A 15,000-nucleotide genomic window follows, 5' to 3' on the forward strand; every position below is an offset into this window, starting at 1 on the left:
TCGCCGTAAGGGAGGGCTCGCAGGGGGCGGGGCGGAGGGACGGGTGAGCCGCCGCGGAGTGCGGGAGTGGGCCGTCGACATAGGCGCGTTCCTGTTCGCCGGGTGCTTCCTGGTGCTCAGCGCCGACTCGGTGGCGATCGCCCCCGGCACTTCGGAAACCGCGCTGCTCATGGACCAGTTGGCCGGTGGTCTGGCGTGTGCGGCGCTCTTCGTGCGGCGACGGCTGCCGGTGCCGCTCGCCGTCGTGCTGCTGCTCGCCGAACCCTTCTCACACTTCATCACGGGCCCGATCCTTGTCGCGCTGTTCACCGTCGCGGTGAACAGGCCGCCGCGAGTGACGGCGTACCTGTCGGTCCTGGCCTTCGCACCGGTGCCGATCTTCCTGGCGAGCGAACCGGCGGCCGACGACCCGCGCACGGCGTCGTCCCTCACCTATTTCGCGCTCCTCGCCGGGGCCATCGGCTGGGGCCTGTACGTACGTTCCCGGCGTCAGCTCGTCGTCTCGCTGCGCGAGCGGGCCGCACGTGCCGCGACCGAGGCACGGCGCGAGGCCCGGGAGGACATCGCGCGCGAGATGCACGACGTACTGGCGCACCGGCTCTCGCTGCTGAGCGTCCACGCGGGCGCCCTGGAGTTCAACCCGGGCGCCGCCCCGGAGCAGGTCGGGCGGGCAGCGGCCGTCATCCGGGACAGCGCGCACCAGGCACTGGAGGATCTGCGGGACGTCATCGGAGTACTGCGCGCACCCGAGGACGGCGATCGTCCGCAGCCGGTGCTCGCCGACGTCGAACGGCTCGCGGACGAGTCCCGGCAGGCCGGAGCCCGCGTCACCCTCGACGTGGACGTGGCAGGCGGTCCGGAGAGGGCGCCCGCGATCACCGGCCGTACGGCGTACCGCATCGTGCAGGAGGGCCTGACGAACGCCCGCAAGCATGGAGCAGGCCCCGACCTCCCGGTCTCCGTGACCGTACGGGGCGCCTCGGGCAAGGGCCTGACGGTCGAGATCCGCAACCCCGCCAAGCGCGAGGGCGCACCGCGTGACGGTGCGGACACCGGCCCTGGGATCCCCGGCGCCGGGCAGGGCCTCATCGGGCTGACGGAGCGCACCCTGCTCGCGGGCGGCACCCTGGAACACGGCTGGGACGGCCCCGACTACCGGCTGTACGCCGCCCTCCCCTGGCCGAGCTGACTCGGCCCCGCCGGGGCCCGCCGCCTCGCCAGCCGTACGCGCCTCAAAGCGAGCCCGAATCCGCCTACAGCGCGTACAAACGATCTCGCTGCGGGTGCGGAACTTGGGACATCGACGGGGGTGGATTGTGAGGGCGCCCATAGGACCCAGATCACTTACGAAGCAGCTTCGTATGTCTGCGTTGCTCTGACCTGGGGCGGGCGGGGAGTGATCGACCCTCTGTCCGGATTGTTCCGATTCTGGATCGTACGTCACATATTTGCCGGGTGGGGGAGCCGGTTCCCAGGGTGGGTGCCAGGCCGCGACAAGACCGGGACAACGCACCACTCCCGGGACGCGCGGCCGGAACGTCCCCCCACGAAAGGCTCCCCGCTCGCATGCGTAACGCCCTGCGTACCCTCAAGCCCGCCCGTATCGCCACCACCGGCCTGACCGCGCTGGGCGCGGCCGGTATCGCCGCCACCACGCTGGCCGGAACCGCCCACGCCACCCAGGCCCCCGCCAAGCCCGCCGCCAAGCCCGCAGCGATCGAAAGCGCCGCCTCGACCGCGCAGCACGTGAGCACGCAGGCCGCACACGCAAAGAAGGCGCAGAAGGCGGACGACCAGCAGGCCGACGGCAAGTACGCGGACAACCTGGACGGCTGGATCCGCGAGGCACGCGCCATCATGGCCAAGCACGACATCCCCGGCTCCTACGACGGCATCAAGCGCAACATCATCCGCGAGTCGGCCGGCGACCCCAACGCGATCAACGACTGGGACATCAACGCCAAGAAGGGCACCCCCTCCAAGGGCCTGCTCCAGGTGATCCAGCCCACCTTCGACCGCTACCACGTCGAAGGCACCCCCGACAAACTCACCGACCCCGTAGCCAACATCGTCGCCGCCTGCAACTACGCCGCCGACCGCTACGGCACCATGGACAACGTCGACTCCGCCTACTGAGCCACGACACAAACACAAACCCCCGCGCATGCGAACAGGAGCGGGTGGGAGGAACACCTCCCACCCGCTCCTTCGCTATGCCCTCACGTTTGAATACGGCCATCTGAATACGGCCGTCGAGGCACCGTCCCTCAGTCGGCGGTCGCGCCGAAGACGCGGGGGATCATTGCCTGGATCAGACTGTCGACGTCGTAGGGCTCACGCAGGATGTCCGGGATCGTCATGTCGTCGATCAGCAGGCCCGTCATCGCGAGGTAGAGAAGGACGACACCCAGGTCGTCGCCTGGCATTCCGACTTCGCGGTGGTAGGCGATGAGGCCGTCGAACTCGTCACGCAAGAACCCGGACAGTTCCTCGTACAGCTCCGGCCGTCGGGTGGCTTCCAACCGCAACTCCAGCATGGCCAGATAGCTACTGCGGTCGGCGCGCATCCGGCCCACCAGATCGCGCATCAGCTCGACTTCGAGCTCAAGTGTGCGCGGGGCGCTCATGCGCTCCGTCATTGCCGCTTCATCAGGCGTGAGCCGTTCACGGGTGCGCCGCATGAGCTGGGTGATCATGTCGCCGCGGTGGGCGAAGTAGTTGGAGGCGGTGCCCGTGGGTACGCCCGCCTCCTTGTCGACGGCGCGCAACGTCAGCCCGCGTGAGCCCTCGCGTGCCAGCACCTCGATGGCCGCGTCGAGCAGCGCGGTGCGCCGCTCGGTGTTCTGCCGCATGACGGCTTCCCTGCCTCTCTCGGAGATTCTTCGGGGATCTCCCCGAACCCTCTTGCACCACTTCACTTGAAGTACTATGTTCAAACCACTGCAAGCAGAGTAGTACAAGTGAAGCACTTCAAGGGAGTCAGTATGCGAGGTCAGTTCACCGGCGCAGCGGGCCGCCCGGAGTTCCGCAGTGAGTCGCGCCACCAGCCCTGGCGAAAGCCCCTCAAGCCGCACTCCGTCCCGCGTCCCCGCCCCCTCCCCAAGCCGGGCACCCGGCGCTGAGCCCGAACCGGAATCCACAGCCAGGAGGCCCTCATGCGCAAGCTCGTCTACTACGTCGGCGTCACGCTCGACGGTTTCATCTCAGGCCCGCAGGGCGAGTTCGACTTCTTCCCAGTCCCTGACGACCTCAGCGCGGCGATAGCGAAGGAACTGCCCGAGACGGTTCCCACCCACGTGCGGTCCGCCCTCGGCCTGCCGGACCGTCCGAACCAGCGCTTCGACACCGCGCTGATGGGCCGCGGAACCTACGAACCGGGCCTCCGCGAGGGCGTCACCAGTCCCTACGCGCACCTCCGGCAGTTCGTCTTCTCCAGCACGCTGCCCCCCGACCGGGACCCGGCGGTGGAGATCGTGCGGGACCGGGACCCGGCCGAGGTCGTACGGGAGCTCAAGAAACAGGAGGGGAGTGACATCTGGCTCGTGGGCGGCGGCAAGCTGGCGGCGACGCTGCTCCACGAGATCGACGAACTGATCATCAAGCGCAGCCCGCGCGTGGCCTGCGCCGGAATCCCGCTCTTCGACGGCAGGTTCACGCCCACCGCGTTCGCGCCGGTCACCACGCGTGAGTTCGCTTCAGGCATCAGCATGTCCACGTACGAGCGGCAGCGGTGACCGTGGGCAGGCGTCAGGCTCCCGTCGTCGAGCCGGGGCGGACGATCATCAGGACGGTCACCACCGCCCACAGCAGGTTGAAGATGCCGGTCACCATGGCCAGGCGGGCAGCGGCGGCGTGCGGATCGGGGATCTCGGGCGCCGCTTCGCCCTCGTCCAGACCGATGCCCGCCGCACCCAGCATCCGCGCCTGACGCGGCAGGACGACGGCGCCGAGGAGAACCGCGGCGAGGGTGGTCAGGATGATGGAGGCGACCAGCCACACGTCCGTCAGTACGCCGAGTTGCGCGCCGGTGGCCATACCGAAGACCGGTACGGCCACGCCGAAGACGGCGTATCCCTTGCAGATGCGGTGCAGCAGCGCGGCTGCTCCCGCGCCGCGCCCCTTGCGGGCACCTTCTCCAGCGGCCAGCAACTCTCTGGCAGCCCGCGGAAATATCGACGCGGCGACCGAGATGGGCCCCACGGCCAGGATCGCCGCGAGTACATGGAGGGAGAGCAGCAGCTTGGTCACCTAGGACCCCCGATTCGAGCGGGTGGATGTGTGGGCAGCCAACGCAATACGTTGGCTGCCAATAGGTAGCACAGCAATATGTTCTGTGCCTACACTGGCCCCATGAAGACGGAGGCGGTGCGAGGGCATCTCGACGGACTGCTGCTGGCCGTGCTGGAACCCGGCCCGCTGCACGGGTACGCGATCATCACGGCGGTGCAGGAGCGCAGTAGCGGCGCGCTGGAGCTACGGACAGGCACCGTCTACCCGGCGCTCAACCGGCTGGAGCGGCTGGGGCTGCTGGCGAGCGACTGGCAGTCCGTCGGCGAACGGCGCCGACGCTGCTACACGCTGACCGACGCCGGCCGCCGCACACTCGCGGAGGAACGGACCGCATGGCAGGAGTTCACGGCGGCGATCGGCGCGGTCCTCGACGCCCCTGCGGGAACCCGGACTTCGTCCCCCACCGCACCCGCCCGGCCCCGGCCCCGGCCCCGGCCCGCAACATGAACGACAAGAGCGAAAAGAGCAACGTGAGCCGCGTGCGCGACATGAGCGGGCAGCAACAGCATCCCGACCCGCTGGCGGCCTACACCGCGGCGCTGAGCACCGCTCTGGTCGGCCCCGCGCGGGTCAAGTCGCGCATGGTCGCGGAGATTCATGACGGCCTGCTCGATGCGACCGACGCGTACGTCCACGAGGGCATGCCCCGCGCTGAGGCAGCGCGCCGGGCGGTACGGGACTTCGGGCCGGTGGCCGAACTGGTGCCGGAGTGCCAGCGTGAGCTGACGGTCGTACAGACCCGCCACACCGCACGCGCGGCAGCGCTCTGCGTCCCCTTCCTGCTGGTGTGCTGGGCGCTGACGCGGACCGCCGTCGGCCCGCCGGCCGCTCCCCTGGCGCTGCTCGCGGCCGTCAGTACGCTGCTGGCCGCCGTTGCCCTCGCTGCCACCGGTGGGGTGCTGGCGCGCCGGTTTCCCAGCCCTCACGCGCTGCCCCGCGTGGTCGCCTGGACGGGGACGGGGGCGAGCGTCGGTATGGCGGTGGCCACCCTGGCGCTGGCCTGCACGGCGTTCGTGACCGCGCAGTGGCCGCTGCTCGTGCTGGCGGGCGCACTGTCCGCCGCCTCGCACGCCGTGCTGAGCACCTCGGTCCGCGTCTGCCGCCGCTGCCTCGTACCAGCTGCCGACGCCCTGGAGGGGTGAGCGCCTGCCGGGAGGGAGCTCCCGGAAACGGTCAGCCCGGGAGCGGCTCACCGTCGAGTACGGCCGCGTGGCAGGCGGCCCGGGTGCCCCAGGCGGTGTACAGGACGCGGACCTTGCGCAGCAGGAGGGTCGGGTCGTACTCGTCCGTGTAGCCCAGGGCGCCATGTACCTGGAGCGCGGTGCGTGCCGCCTGGTAGGCCGCACGCGAGCAGGCGGCCTTTGCCGCGGGCAGATCGCGGGGATCGGCCGCGGCGTCGCCCCGTACGGCCAGCGCCGCGCCGTACAGCAGAGGCCGTGCGAACTCCAGCTCCACGGCAACGCTCGCCAACTGGTGTTTGACGGCCTGGAACGATCCCACCGGCTGCCCGAACTGCCGCCGCTCCCCCACGTACGACACGCTTGCCTCCAGCAGCGCCTGCCCCGCGCCGAGCAGTTGGGCGGCGGTCAGCAGGGTGGCCAGCGCCCGGATCCGCGGCACCTGGGCGGGTACGACGTCAGCGGGCACACAGCGCACCAGATGACGGCTGGGATCGACGGAAGGCAACGGCATCCCCTGGGGCCTGGCGATGGCCAAGCCCCCGTCGACGAGCACGAACGCCACCTCCGCAACGTGGGCATCCACCGCGTACCCGGCTCCCGGGTCTGCGACGGTCGCCAGTTGGTCCCCTGTCAGGAGACCGGCGAGCCATGGGGAGGAGGGGCTCAGCCCTCCAGCCAGGGCGACCGTTTCCACCAGGGGGCCCGGGGCGCCGGCGCGGCCGATCTCCACGAACGCGGAGGCGAGTTCGGGCGGGTACCAGCCCAGGCCGCCGCGCTTCTCGGGGACGGCGAGAGCGGGCAGGCCGGTGTCCGCGAGGGAGCGCCACAGGGCGCGGCCCGGGACGTGGTCGCCCGCGGCCCAGGCGCGGGCGGTCTTGTGGGCACCCGCGTCGGCGAGCAGGCGGCGGACCGTCGCGGCGTAGCTGCGGTGGTCCCGGTCCGGCAGAAAGCGCATGGCGGTTCAGCGTCCCCTCGGCAGGCCGAGTTCGCGCTCGGCGACGATGTCGCGCTGGATCTCGTTGGTCCCGGCGTAGACCGGACCGGCGAGCGCGAAGATCCAGCCGTCCAGCCAGCCGGACTCCGCCCGCCCCTCGGCGATCTCGGCCGCGCCGGGGCCGAGCAGGTCGAGCGCGGTCTCGTGCAGGTCGATGTCGAGCTCGGACCAGAAGATCTTGTTCATGGAGGGCGGAGCCGCCGCCTGCTCCCCCGCCCCCGGAACACCGAAGCTGCCGGAAGCCCCCGACACTGCCGCGTACCCCGCGAGTTGGTACGCGCGGGCCCGTATCCACGCGTCGGCCACCCGCTCGGCGAGCGCGGTGTCACCGGGCTCGGCCCGCTCCCGCCACAGCTGCCGCAGCCGCTCGGCGGTGGCGGTGAAGCGGCCCGGCGAACGCAGCGTGAGCCCCCGCTCGTTGCCCGCGGTGGACATGGCGGCACGCCACCCCTGACCGGGCTCGCCGATGACGTCCGCGTCCGGCACGAAGACGCCGTCCAGGAAGATCTCAGCGAACGCCGGTTTGCCGTCCAGCCGGCCGATGGGCCGTACGGTGACGCCCGGAGCGTCGAGCGGGAACATCAGATAGCTCAGTCCCCGGTGCCGTTCCGCTTCCGGGTCGGTGCGGAAGAGGCCGAAGGCGCGGTCGGCGAACGCGGCGCGCGAGGACCAGGTTTTGTGGCCACTCAGCAGCCAGCCGCCGCCGTCCTGTGCGGTGCGTTCGACGCGTTCGGCACGGGAGCGCAGCGCGGCGAGGTCGGAGCCGGCCTCCGGTTCGGACCACGCCTGCGCCCAGATCGTCTCCCCGGCGGCCATCGGGGGGAGGATGCGCGCCAGCTGCTCCTCGGTGCCGTGTGCGAAGAGGGTGGGGGCGAGGAGGTTGACGCCGTTCTGGCTGACGCGGCCGGGCGCACCGGCCGCGTAGTACTCCTCCTCGAAGACCAGCCACTCGGTGAGGCTCGCCGCGCGACCACCGTACTCGCGCGGCCAGGCGACGACCGACCAGCCGCCTTCGTACAGTTCGCGCTCCCAGGCGCGGTGCGCGGCGAAGCCCTCGGCCGTCTCCAGCGAGGGCAGCGGCTCGGCGGGTACGTGCGCCGTCAGCCAGGCGCGGGCCTCGGCGCGGAAGTCCTCCTCCGCAGCGCTGAATTCCAGGTCCATGCTCAGGCCCCGCTCCCGCTCCCGGAACCGCTCCCGGAACCGGAACCAGGGCCGGAGCCGTCCGCGGCCCCCGTCCGGGAACCGGCCCCGTCCCCCGGGTCGGCGTCCCGCGCGGGGCGCCCGGCGCCGCGGTCCGCAGCGCGCATCGCGCGTGCGTCCATCCCGCCGAGCGAGTCGGTGCCCGTCTCGGCGTTGTGCGCGTGCGCCAGATGGTGCAGGCCGAACACCGAGTCCAGGCCATGGTGCAGGCCCATCAGGTCCTCGGCCTGGTTGACGGCACGCTTGGTCAGGGCGAGGCCGAAGCGCGGCATCTCGGCGATGCGGGCCGCCAGCGCCTCGGCCTCGGCGGCGAGTCGGGCGCGCGGGACGACGCGGTTGACCATGCCGATCTCGTACGCGCGCCGGGCGGTCATCCGGTCCCCCGTGTACAGGAACTCCTTGGCGACGCGCGGCCCCATCACCCACGGGTGGGCGAAGTACTCGACGCCGGGGATGCCCATCCGTACCACCGGGTCGGCGAAGAAGGCGTCCTCGCCGGCCACGATCAGGTCGCACACCCAGGCGAGCATCAGTCCGCCCGCGACGCAGGCGCCCTGCACGGCGCAGACGACAGGTTTGGGCAGCTCGCGCCAGCGGCGGCACATCCCCAGATAGACCTCGGACTCACGGGCGTAGCGCGCCTCGCCGCCCTCCTTGCCGACGTGGTCCCACCACAGTCCGGCCTTGCGCGGGAAGGACAGATGCGCGTCACGCGCCGGCGTACCGATGTCGTGCCCGGCGCTGAAGTGCTTGCCCGCGCCGGCGAGGACGACAGCGCGGACCGCGTCGTCGTCGGCGGCCCGCCGGAACGCCGCGTCGAGGGCGTAGGTCATCGCGGAGTTCTGGGCGTTGCGGTACTCGGGCCGGTTGAGGGTGATACGGGCGACGGCGCCGGCACGCTCGTACGTCACCACTTCCGGGGCCGCTGGGCGGTCGTCGGGCATGCGGGCTCTCCTCGCACGGGGCTGCATCACGTGGGGCTGCGCACTCTTCCCTAACAAGTGTTTGGTAGATTAACGTGGCTCCGCCATCACGTCGAGAGCCGCGAGGGGCCGCCGTATGAGCAGCGCCGCACCCGCCTGCCCGGCACCGCACGGTCTGCTGGCCGGTCGCTCCGTGGTCGTCACGGCGGCGGCCGGGAGCGGGATCGGCGGGGCGACGGCTCGCCGCGTACTGGAGGAAGGTGCCGCCGGCGTCGTCCTCGGCGATGTGCACGAGCGCCGCCTGGGCGAGACGGAGCAGACGCTGGCCCGGGAGTTCGGCCCGGGCCGGGTGCGGGCCGTGCGCTGCGACGTCACCGACGAGGGCGAGGTCGGCGCGCTGCTGGACGCCTGCACAGCGCGCCACGGCCGCATCGACGTGCTCGTCAACAACGCGGGCCTGGGCGGTACGGCCGAGTTGGTGGAGATGACCGACGAGCAGTGGTCCCGGGTGCTGGACACCACGTTGAACGGCACCTTCCGCTGCACCCGCGCGGGGCTGCGTGCCATGCGCGACCAGCCGGGCGACGGCGGCGTGATCGTCAACAACGCCTCGGTCGTCGGCTGGCGGGCCCAGCGCGGCCAGGCGCACTACGCGGCGGCCAAGGCGGGCGTGATGGCGCTGACCCGCTGCGCCGCGCTGGAGGCGGCGGAATTCGGCGTACGGGTCAACGCCGTCGCGCCCTCCCTGGCGATGCATCCGAACCTGGTGAAGGTCACCACCCCGGAGCTGCTGGCGGAGCTCACAGCGCGGGAGGCGTTCGGACGGTACGCGGAACCGTGGGAGGTCGCCAACGTGATCGTCTTTCTGGCCGGCGACTACTCCTCGTACATGACCGGCGAGACGGTCGCCGTCAGCAGCCAGCACCCATGAGCACCACGGCAGCCGAAAAACCTGACGAGCTCCGGCGGACAATGGACTCATGGTGACGCCGAAGAAGACCGCCCCCGGTGCCGGGCGCCGTGCCGAGCTGCTGGCGACAGCGGCCGAGGTGTTCGCGGAGCTGGGCTACAACGCGACCACCGTCCGCACGATCGCGGACCGCGCCGGGATGCTGGCGGGCAGCCTCTACTACCACTTCGACTCCAAGGAGTCGATGGCCGACGAGATCCTCAGCGCCTTCCTGACCGACCTGTGGGCAGGGTACCAGCGGATCGAGGAGGCCGGGCTGGAGCCGCGCGAGACGTTCGAGGGGCTGGTCGCCGAGTCGTTCCGGCAGATGGAGCGGCACCGTCCGGCAGTCGTCATCTACCAGAAGGAGGCCCGCAGGCTGGCCTCCCAGGAGCGGTTCCGGTACCTGGCCGACTCCCAGGAGCGCTTCCAGAAGCTGTGGACGCGGACGCTGGAGCGCGGGGTGGCCGACGGCAGCTTCCGCAGCGAGCTGGACGTTCCCGTCGCCTACCGGTTCGTCCGCGACACCGTGTGGGTGGCGGCGGTCTGGTTCCGGCCCTGGGGGCGCAAGAGCGCGGCGGACGTTGCAGAGCAGTACACCTCGATGGTGCTCGACGGAATCGCCACCCACCCGGTGGCCCGATGATCCAAGGAGCGTGACCCGATGTCCCGCGGTGAGGCGTACATAGTCCAGGCAGTCAGGTCACCCGTCGGCAAGCGCGGCGGGGCGCTGGCCGGAGTGCACCCCGCGGACCTGGGCGCGCACGCGCTGCGCGCGCTGGTGGAGCGGGCCGGAGTGGACCCGGAGGCGGTCGAGGACGTCATCTTCGGCTGCCTGGACACCGTGGGCCCGCAAGCCGGTGACATCGCGCGCACGGCGTGGCTGGCGGCAGGGCTGCCCGAGTCGGTGCCCGGGGTCACCGTCGACCGGCAGTGCGGCTCCTCGCAGCAGGCCGTGCACTTCGCGGCGCAGGCGGTCATGTCGGGCACGGCCGACCTGGTGGTCGCGGGCGGGGTGCAGAACATGTCGCAGGTCCCCATCGGCTACGCCTCCCGCCAGGCGGGCGCCCCGCTCGGCCTCACCGCAGGGCCCTTCCAGGGCTCCGAGGGCTGGCGGGCCCGCTACGGTGACGCGCCCGTCGACCAGTTCCACGGCGCGGAGCTGATCGCCGAGCAGTGGGGCATCAGCCGTACGGAGATGGAGCATTGGGCGCTGCGCTCGCACCAGCGGGCGCTGCGCGCCATCGACGAGGGCCGTTTCGAGCGCGAGATCGCCCCCTACGCGGACCACGCGGTGGACGAAGGGCCGCGGCGCGGCACCAGCCTGGGGAAGATGGCGGCCCTCGATCCGCTGGTGCCGGGCGGACGGCTGACGGCGGCCGTCTCCTCCCAGATCTCGGACGCCTCCTCGGCCGTCCTGCTCGCCTCCGAGGAGGCCGTACGCACCCACGGCCTCGTCCCGCGCGCCCGAGTGCACCATCTCTCCGTACGCGGCGAGGACCCGATCCGCATGCTGACGGCCCCGATCCCGGCGACCGCACACGCACTGAAGCGGGCCGGGATGACGCCGGCCGACATCGACCTGGTCGAGATCAACGAGGCGTTCGCCTCCGTCGTCCTGGCCTGGCTGCGGGAGACCGGCTGCGACCCGGACAAGGTCAACGTCAACGGCGGCGCCATCGCCCTGGGCCACCCCCTCGGCGCCACCGGCGCCCGACTGCTGACGACCCTCCTCCACGAACTGGAGCGCACCGGCGGGCGGTACGGGCTCCAGACCATGTGCGAGGGCGGCGGCCAGGCGAACGTCACGATCATCGAACGGCTCTGAACGGCTCCTGGTCGAGCGCCCCTGATACGGGCCCCGCGAGGCGGTTTGAGATCGTGAACCCATGTGTGTCTCCATGGGCCCGGCCGAGTTCTCCGGCACCACGCTGTACATGGGGCGGCTGCACCATCCCGAGCACGGTCTGGTGCACGTCCTCGGCTACCAGAACACCGCCGTCAACCGCGCCGACGGCCCCAACGCCATGCTGCTGCATCTGCCCGCACGGGGAATGACTCAGGACAACTTCCTGGATGTGGGGCGCAGTTCGGATGTGCTGGAGCGGATGGTGGAGGCCGTTCGCCCCATGCCCGTGGCGGGACGCGGCATGGCCTGGATGGGGTGGGAGCAGCCGGCGTACGAGGTACAGGTCTTCGAGCACGATATCTACACGGTGCTGCTCGCCTCCGACCCCACCGCGCTGCCCGCCGCGCTGCACCGGGTGCCCGCGCACAAGCGGCCGGTCCTCGACCCGGAGCTGATGCGGTTCTACGCCGAGCGCTATCCCGGGTACGCGATGGCCGTGTGCTGCTTCGACAACACCGAGGCGGCACAGGCCAAGCCGCTGCTGATGTGGTATCCGCCGATCGACCCGGACGTACTGACGGCACCCGCGCTGGATGCCCACACCGGCCGGCCGCCCGGCATGGTGGGGAAGGTTCCGGTCGACCACTGGGTGCTGTTCGGCAGCGACGAGGCGCCATCCGGCTGGGGCGAGCCGGTGGACTACAACCGCCGCATGCGCCGTCGGCTGCGCTCCTTCCTGCCCGGCGAGGTGCGCGGCGAGCACTTTTCCGGGTTGCTCCCCAATGGTGACTTCGCCCTCACCCACGCGGATCTGCTGGCCGGGGGCCAGGGTCGAGTCAGCAGGGTGGCCGGCCCAGTGGGGTGATGAGGGGGTGCCCCTGACCGTTGTCCGCAGGCTGCGGGTTGCGTTGTAGCTTGTCGCGCAGTTCCCCGCGCCCCTTCGGGGCGCGTCCCCCTGCGCTGTGCTGAGCTTGGGAGGTCTGCGCCAGAGGCGCAGGGCTGGCAAGCGCAGCCCCCATTGCGGGGCACGGCTCACCCCGCGCCGTACACCGGCTCCGGATCGGGTGACTCCGCAAGCAAATCGCGGACCGGAGCATCCAGTTCGGCCGGGTCCCATTGGGCGCCCTTGTCAGCGCAAGCGGCGCGGCGCCAGCCGTCCATGACGGTGATCCGGCCGCCCTCCGTCTCGAAGAGGCGCCCGGTGATGCCGTCACAGGCATCGGAGCCGAGGTAGACGACGAGCGGGGAGACGTTCTCGGGGGCCATCGCGTCGAACCCCCCGTCGGCGGGCGCAGCCATGTCCGCAGCGAAGGTCCCCTCCGTCATCCGGGTGCGGGCCGCCGGCGCGACCGCGTTGACCTGGACTCCGTAACGGCCGAACTCGGCAGCGGCAACGAGGGTGAGCGCCGCGATACCTGCCTTCGCCGCCGCGTAGTTGCCCTGTCCCACGGCACCCAGCAGGCCGGCACCCGACGAGGTGTTGACGATCCGGGCCCGCACCGTACGCCCCGCTTTCGACTCGGCGCGCCAGTACCCGGCCGCGTGCTTCATCGGCAGAAAGTGCCCCTTGAGGTGCACCCGTACGACCGCGTCCCAGTCGTCTTCGGCGAGGTTCACCAGCATCCGGTCGCGCAGGAACCCCGCGTTGTTGACCAGCGTGTCCAGCCGGCCGAACCGGTCCAGCGCCGTACGGACCAGCCGCGCCGCTCCCTCGCCGTCGGCCACGTCGTCCGTGCTGACGGCCACCTCGCCGCCCATCGCCCTTATCTCGGCGGCCACTTGCCCGGCGGGGGAAGCGGCAGCGGCTTCCGCGCCGCCCGCGCCGTCGAGGGTGACGCCCAGATCGTTGACAACGACCCGGGCGCCCGCGCGGGCGAAGGCGAGGGCGTGCGCGCGGCCCAGCCCGCGGCCCGCGCCGGTGACGATGACGACGCGGCCCTCGGCGGGGTGGTCGTGGGTGGGGGTGGCTCGCTGTTGGGGCATGACGACCTCCTGGCTCAGGGCTCAGGGTTTGTTGACGTTCGCGGCGTCCAGGAACGCGGGCCGCTCGCCGCCGCCGTGCACCGCGAGGGAAGCGCCGGTGATGTAGCGCGCGGCGTCGGAGGCCAGGAACACGCAGGCGGCCCCCACCTCCTCGGGCTCCGCCAGCCGCCCCATCGGTACGGTCGCGCTGACGGCCGCGACGCCTGCCTCGTCGCCGTAGTGCAACTCGGTGAGTTGGGTGCGGGCCATCCCCAGGACGACGGTGTTGACCCGCACCCCGTCCGCGGCCCACTCCATGGCCATCGACCGCGCCAGGTTCTCCAGCCCTGCCTTCGCGGCGCCGTACGCCGCCGTCCCCGGCGACGGACGGCCGCCGCTGACGCTGCCCACCATCACGACGGCGCCGCCGCCCGGCTGCGCGCGCATGACGGGGTACGCGGCGCGGGAGAGGTGCAGCGGTGCCAGGAGATTGAGCTCGACGACGCGGGCGTGCCGGCGGGGAGCGCCCTCGGACAGCGGGCGGTACGGGGTGCCGCCCGCGTTGTTGACCAGCACGTCGAGGGAGCCGTGGTCGCGGGCGACGCGGTGGCAGAACTCCGCCGCCGCCTCCGGGTCCCGGACGTCGAGAGGGAGATAGCGGGCCCGGCGGCCCTCGGCCGTGAGGGGGTGCGGGGGTGGGTTACGGGCGCAGACGACGACCTCCGCGCCGTCGCGGAGGAACGCGCGGGCGATGCCCGCACCGACCCCGCGGGTTCCGCCGGTGACGACAGCAACGCTCATGAGTGGGCCCTTTCTTCGGGACGACCGCGCTGCTAGCTTGCACCAAACAAACGTTAGGTGGAAAGGGAAAGGTAGCTGATCCCGCGATGTCTGTCTCCACCTCCACCCCGCGCGACGGCGTCGCAGTGGTGACCGTCGACCACCCACCCGTCAACGCCCTCCCGGTGCAAGCCTGGTACGACCTCGCGGAAGCCCTCACGGCCGCGGGCCGCGACCACGCGCACCGCGTCGTCGTACTGACCGGCACCGGCCGCGGCTTCAACGCAGGCGTCGACATCAAGGAGATGCAGCGCACCGCGGGCCATGAAGCGCTCATCGGCGCCAACCGCGGCTGCGCGGCGGCGTTCGCGGCGGTGTACGAGTGCGAGGTGCCCGTCATCGCAGCCGTGCACGGCCACTGCCTGGGCGGCGGAATCGGCCTGGTCGGCAACGCGGACGCCGTCGTGGCGGCCGAGGACGCCACCTTCGGCCTCCCCGAACTCGACCGCGGAGCCCTGGGCGCGGCCACCCATCTGTCCCGCATGCTGCCACCGCACCTGGTGCGCCCCCTCTACTACACGGGCCGCACCGTCACAGCGCGCGAACTGCACCAGCACGGCGCGGTGTGGGCCCTCGCAGCGAGCCGGCACACCTTGCTGGAGACGGCCCTGGAGCTGGCCGGCCGGATCGCCGTCAAGGACGGGTATCTGCTCCGGCTGGCGAAGGAGGCACTCAACGGGATCGACCCGGTCGATGTGCGCCGCAGCTACCGCTACGAGCAGGGCTTCACCTTCGAGGCCAATCTCGCGGGCGTCTCCGACCGGCACCGGGACGCCTTCGTCGAAGCGCGTGCCGCCGAAGGGAGCTGAGCA

General features: G+C 71.8%; 17 protein-coding genes. 10 read left to right on the forward strand and 7 right to left on the reverse strand.

The genetic code is table 11. The annotated features are described in order from the left end of the window. Window positions 1-43 precede the first annotated feature (43 nt). Window positions 44-1,189 carry a sensor histidine kinase gene (locus tag ACTWQF_RS01870; RefSeq protein WP_443276406.1) on the forward strand — a complete coding sequence of 382 codons (1,146 nt, stop codon included), beginning with the start codon at window positions 44-46 and terminating at the stop codon, window positions 1,187-1,189. 377 nt (window positions 1,190-1,566) lie between these two features. Next, complete coding sequence (locus tag ACTWQF_RS01875; RefSeq protein ID WP_443276407.1) at window positions 1,567-2,136, forward strand: transglycosylase SLT domain-containing protein; 570 nt, start codon at window positions 1,567-1,569, stop codon at window positions 2,134-2,136. Between the two features lie 131 nt (window positions 2,137-2,267). Here ACTWQF_RS01875 and ACTWQF_RS01880 read toward each other — a convergent pair whose 3' ends face one another. Further along, on the reverse strand, window positions 2,268-2,852 hold the full coding sequence (locus tag ACTWQF_RS01880) for a TetR/AcrR family transcriptional regulator (protein WP_443276409.1): 585 nt from the start codon (window positions 2,850-2,852) through the stop codon (window positions 2,268-2,270). 303 nt (window positions 2,853-3,155) lie between these two features. Here ACTWQF_RS01880 and ACTWQF_RS01885 point away from each other — a divergent pair, with 303 nt between their 5' ends. Next, a complete protein-coding gene (locus tag ACTWQF_RS01885; RefSeq protein WP_443276411.1) occupies window positions 3,156-3,734 on the forward strand; it encodes a dihydrofolate reductase family protein in 579 nt (192 codons plus the stop codon). A 13-nt stretch (window positions 3,735-3,747) separates the two neighbouring features. Here ACTWQF_RS01885 and ACTWQF_RS01890 read toward each other — a convergent pair whose 3' ends face one another. Further along, window positions 3,748-4,248 carry a DUF2269 family protein gene (locus ACTWQF_RS01890; protein ID WP_443276412.1) on the reverse strand — a complete coding sequence of 167 codons (501 nt, stop codon included), beginning with the start codon at window positions 4,246-4,248 and terminating at the stop codon, window positions 3,748-3,750. 102 nt (window positions 4,249-4,350) lie between these two features. Here ACTWQF_RS01890 and ACTWQF_RS01895 point away from each other — a divergent pair, with 102 nt between their 5' ends. Both ACTWQF_RS01895 and ACTWQF_RS01900 read left to right on the forward strand, forming a co-directional pair. Then, window positions 4,351-4,737, forward strand: coding sequence for a PadR family transcriptional regulator (locus ACTWQF_RS01895; RefSeq protein WP_443276413.1), 387 nt, complete (start codon window positions 4,351-4,353; stop codon window positions 4,735-4,737). A gap of 41 nt (window positions 4,738-4,778) precedes the next feature. Beyond that, entirely contained in the window at window positions 4,779-5,432 is a 654-nt protein-coding gene (locus ACTWQF_RS01900; RefSeq protein ID WP_443277529.1) for a permease prefix domain 1-containing protein, read from the forward strand. A 31-nt stretch (window positions 5,433-5,463) separates the two neighbouring features. On the opposite strand, the gene ACTWQF_RS01905 is transcribed toward ACTWQF_RS01900, so the two are convergent. The 3 genes from ACTWQF_RS01905 to ACTWQF_RS01915 are packed head-to-tail and all read right to left on the reverse strand — an operon-like array spanning window position 5,464 to window position 8,609. Beyond that, complete coding sequence (locus ACTWQF_RS01905) at window positions 5,464-6,426, reverse strand: acyl-CoA dehydrogenase family protein (protein ID WP_443276414.1); 963 nt, start codon at window positions 6,424-6,426, stop codon at window positions 5,464-5,466. 6 nt (window positions 6,427-6,432) lie between these two features. Further along, window positions 6,433-7,626 (reverse strand): acyl-CoA dehydrogenase family protein, encoded by a 1,194-nt coding sequence (locus ACTWQF_RS01910; protein WP_443276416.1) that lies wholly within the window; start codon window positions 7,624-7,626, stop codon window positions 6,433-6,435. 2 nt (window positions 7,627-7,628) lie between these two features. After that, complete coding sequence (locus ACTWQF_RS01915) at window positions 7,629-8,609, reverse strand: enoyl-CoA hydratase (RefSeq protein WP_443276417.1); 981 nt, start codon at window positions 8,607-8,609, stop codon at window positions 7,629-7,631. Between the two features lie 115 nt (window positions 8,610-8,724). On the opposite strand from ACTWQF_RS01915, the gene ACTWQF_RS01920 reads away from it, so the two are divergent. From ACTWQF_RS01920 to ACTWQF_RS01935, 4 genes are all read left to right on the forward strand, one after another. Further along, window positions 8,725-9,519: an SDR family oxidoreductase gene (locus tag ACTWQF_RS01920; protein ID WP_443276418.1), complete on the forward strand. Its 795-nt coding sequence runs from the start codon at window positions 8,725-8,727 to the stop codon at window positions 9,517-9,519. A gap of 49 nt (window positions 9,520-9,568) precedes the next feature. Next, on the forward strand, window positions 9,569-10,183 hold the full coding sequence (locus tag ACTWQF_RS01925) for a TetR family transcriptional regulator (RefSeq protein ID WP_443276420.1): 615 nt from the start codon (window positions 9,569-9,571) through the stop codon (window positions 10,181-10,183). 18 nt (window positions 10,184-10,201) lie between these two features. Continuing rightward, window positions 10,202-11,365 carry an acetyl-CoA C-acetyltransferase gene (locus ACTWQF_RS01930; RefSeq protein ID WP_443276421.1) on the forward strand — a complete coding sequence of 388 codons (1,164 nt, stop codon included), beginning with the start codon at window positions 10,202-10,204 and terminating at the stop codon, window positions 11,363-11,365. Window positions 11,366-11,426: 61 nt separating this feature from the next. After that, window positions 11,427-12,251, forward strand: coding sequence for a hypothetical protein (locus ACTWQF_RS01935; RefSeq protein WP_443276423.1), 825 nt, complete (start codon window positions 11,427-11,429; stop codon window positions 12,249-12,251). A gap of 167 nt (window positions 12,252-12,418) precedes the next feature. On the opposite strand, the gene ACTWQF_RS01940 is transcribed toward ACTWQF_RS01935, so the two are convergent. Next, on the reverse strand, window positions 12,419-13,369 hold the full coding sequence (locus ACTWQF_RS01940) for an SDR family oxidoreductase (RefSeq protein ID WP_443276424.1): 951 nt from the start codon (window positions 13,367-13,369) through the stop codon (window positions 12,419-12,421). Between the two features lie 21 nt (window positions 13,370-13,390). After that, window positions 13,391-14,149 carry an SDR family oxidoreductase gene (locus ACTWQF_RS01945; protein ID WP_443276426.1) on the reverse strand — a complete coding sequence of 253 codons (759 nt, stop codon included), beginning with the start codon at window positions 14,147-14,149 and terminating at the stop codon, window positions 13,391-13,393. Window positions 14,150-14,235: 86 nt separating this feature from the next. Here ACTWQF_RS01945 and ACTWQF_RS01950 point away from each other — a divergent pair, with 86 nt between their 5' ends. Further along, on the forward strand, window positions 14,236-14,997 hold the full coding sequence (locus ACTWQF_RS01950; RefSeq protein WP_443276428.1) for an enoyl-CoA hydratase family protein: 762 nt from the start codon (window positions 14,236-14,238) through the stop codon (window positions 14,995-14,997). Window positions 14,998-15,000 lie beyond the last annotated feature (3 nt).

The organism is Streptomyces sp. 8N114 (assembly GCF_052245835.1).
In the GTDB taxonomy this organism is placed as follows: Bacteria; Actinomycetota; Actinomycetes; order Streptomycetales; family Streptomycetaceae; genus Streptomyces.

Coding starts and splice junctions, on each gene's coding strand:
- ACTWQF_RS01875 (WP_443276407.1), top strand. CDS start 1,567: ATGCGTAACGCCCTGCGTACCCTCAAGCCCGCCCGTATCGCCACCACC.
- ACTWQF_RS01880 (WP_443276409.1), bottom strand. CDS start 2,852: ATGCGGCAGAACACCGAGCGGCGCACCGCGCTGCTCGACGCGGCCATC.
- ACTWQF_RS01885 (WP_443276411.1), top strand. CDS start 3,156: ATGCGCAAGCTCGTCTACTACGTCGGCGTCACGCTCGACGGTTTCATC.
- ACTWQF_RS01895 (WP_443276413.1), top strand. CDS start 4,351: ATGAAGACGGAGGCGGTGCGAGGGCATCTCGACGGACTGCTGCTGGCC.
- ACTWQF_RS01900 (WP_443277529.1), top strand. CDS start 4,779: ATGAGCGGGCAGCAACAGCATCCCGACCCGCTGGCGGCCTACACCGCG.
- ACTWQF_RS01905 (WP_443276414.1), bottom strand. CDS start 6,426: ATGCGCTTTCTGCCGGACCGGGACCACCGCAGCTACGCCGCGACGGTC.
- ACTWQF_RS01910 (WP_443276416.1), bottom strand. CDS start 7,626: ATGGACCTGGAATTCAGCGCTGCGGAGGAGGACTTCCGCGCCGAGGCC.
- ACTWQF_RS01915 (WP_443276417.1), bottom strand. CDS start 8,609: ATGCCCGACGACCGCCCAGCGGCCCCGGAAGTGGTGACGTACGAGCGT.
- ACTWQF_RS01920 (WP_443276418.1), top strand. CDS start 8,725: ATGAGCAGCGCCGCACCCGCCTGCCCGGCACCGCACGGTCTGCTGGCC.
- ACTWQF_RS01925 (WP_443276420.1), top strand. CDS start 9,569: ATGGTGACGCCGAAGAAGACCGCCCCCGGTGCCGGGCGCCGTGCCGAG.
- ACTWQF_RS01930 (WP_443276421.1), top strand. CDS start 10,202: ATGTCCCGCGGTGAGGCGTACATAGTCCAGGCAGTCAGGTCACCCGTC.
- ACTWQF_RS01935 (WP_443276423.1), top strand. CDS start 11,427: ATGTGTGTCTCCATGGGCCCGGCCGAGTTCTCCGGCACCACGCTGTAC.
- ACTWQF_RS01940 (WP_443276424.1), bottom strand. CDS start 13,369: ATGCCCCAACAGCGAGCCACCCCCACCCACGACCACCCCGCCGAGGGC.
- ACTWQF_RS01945 (WP_443276426.1), bottom strand. CDS start 14,149: ATGAGCGTTGCTGTCGTCACCGGCGGAACCCGCGGGGTCGGTGCGGGC.
- ACTWQF_RS01950 (WP_443276428.1), top strand. CDS start 14,236: ATGTCTGTCTCCACCTCCACCCCGCGCGACGGCGTCGCAGTGGTGACC.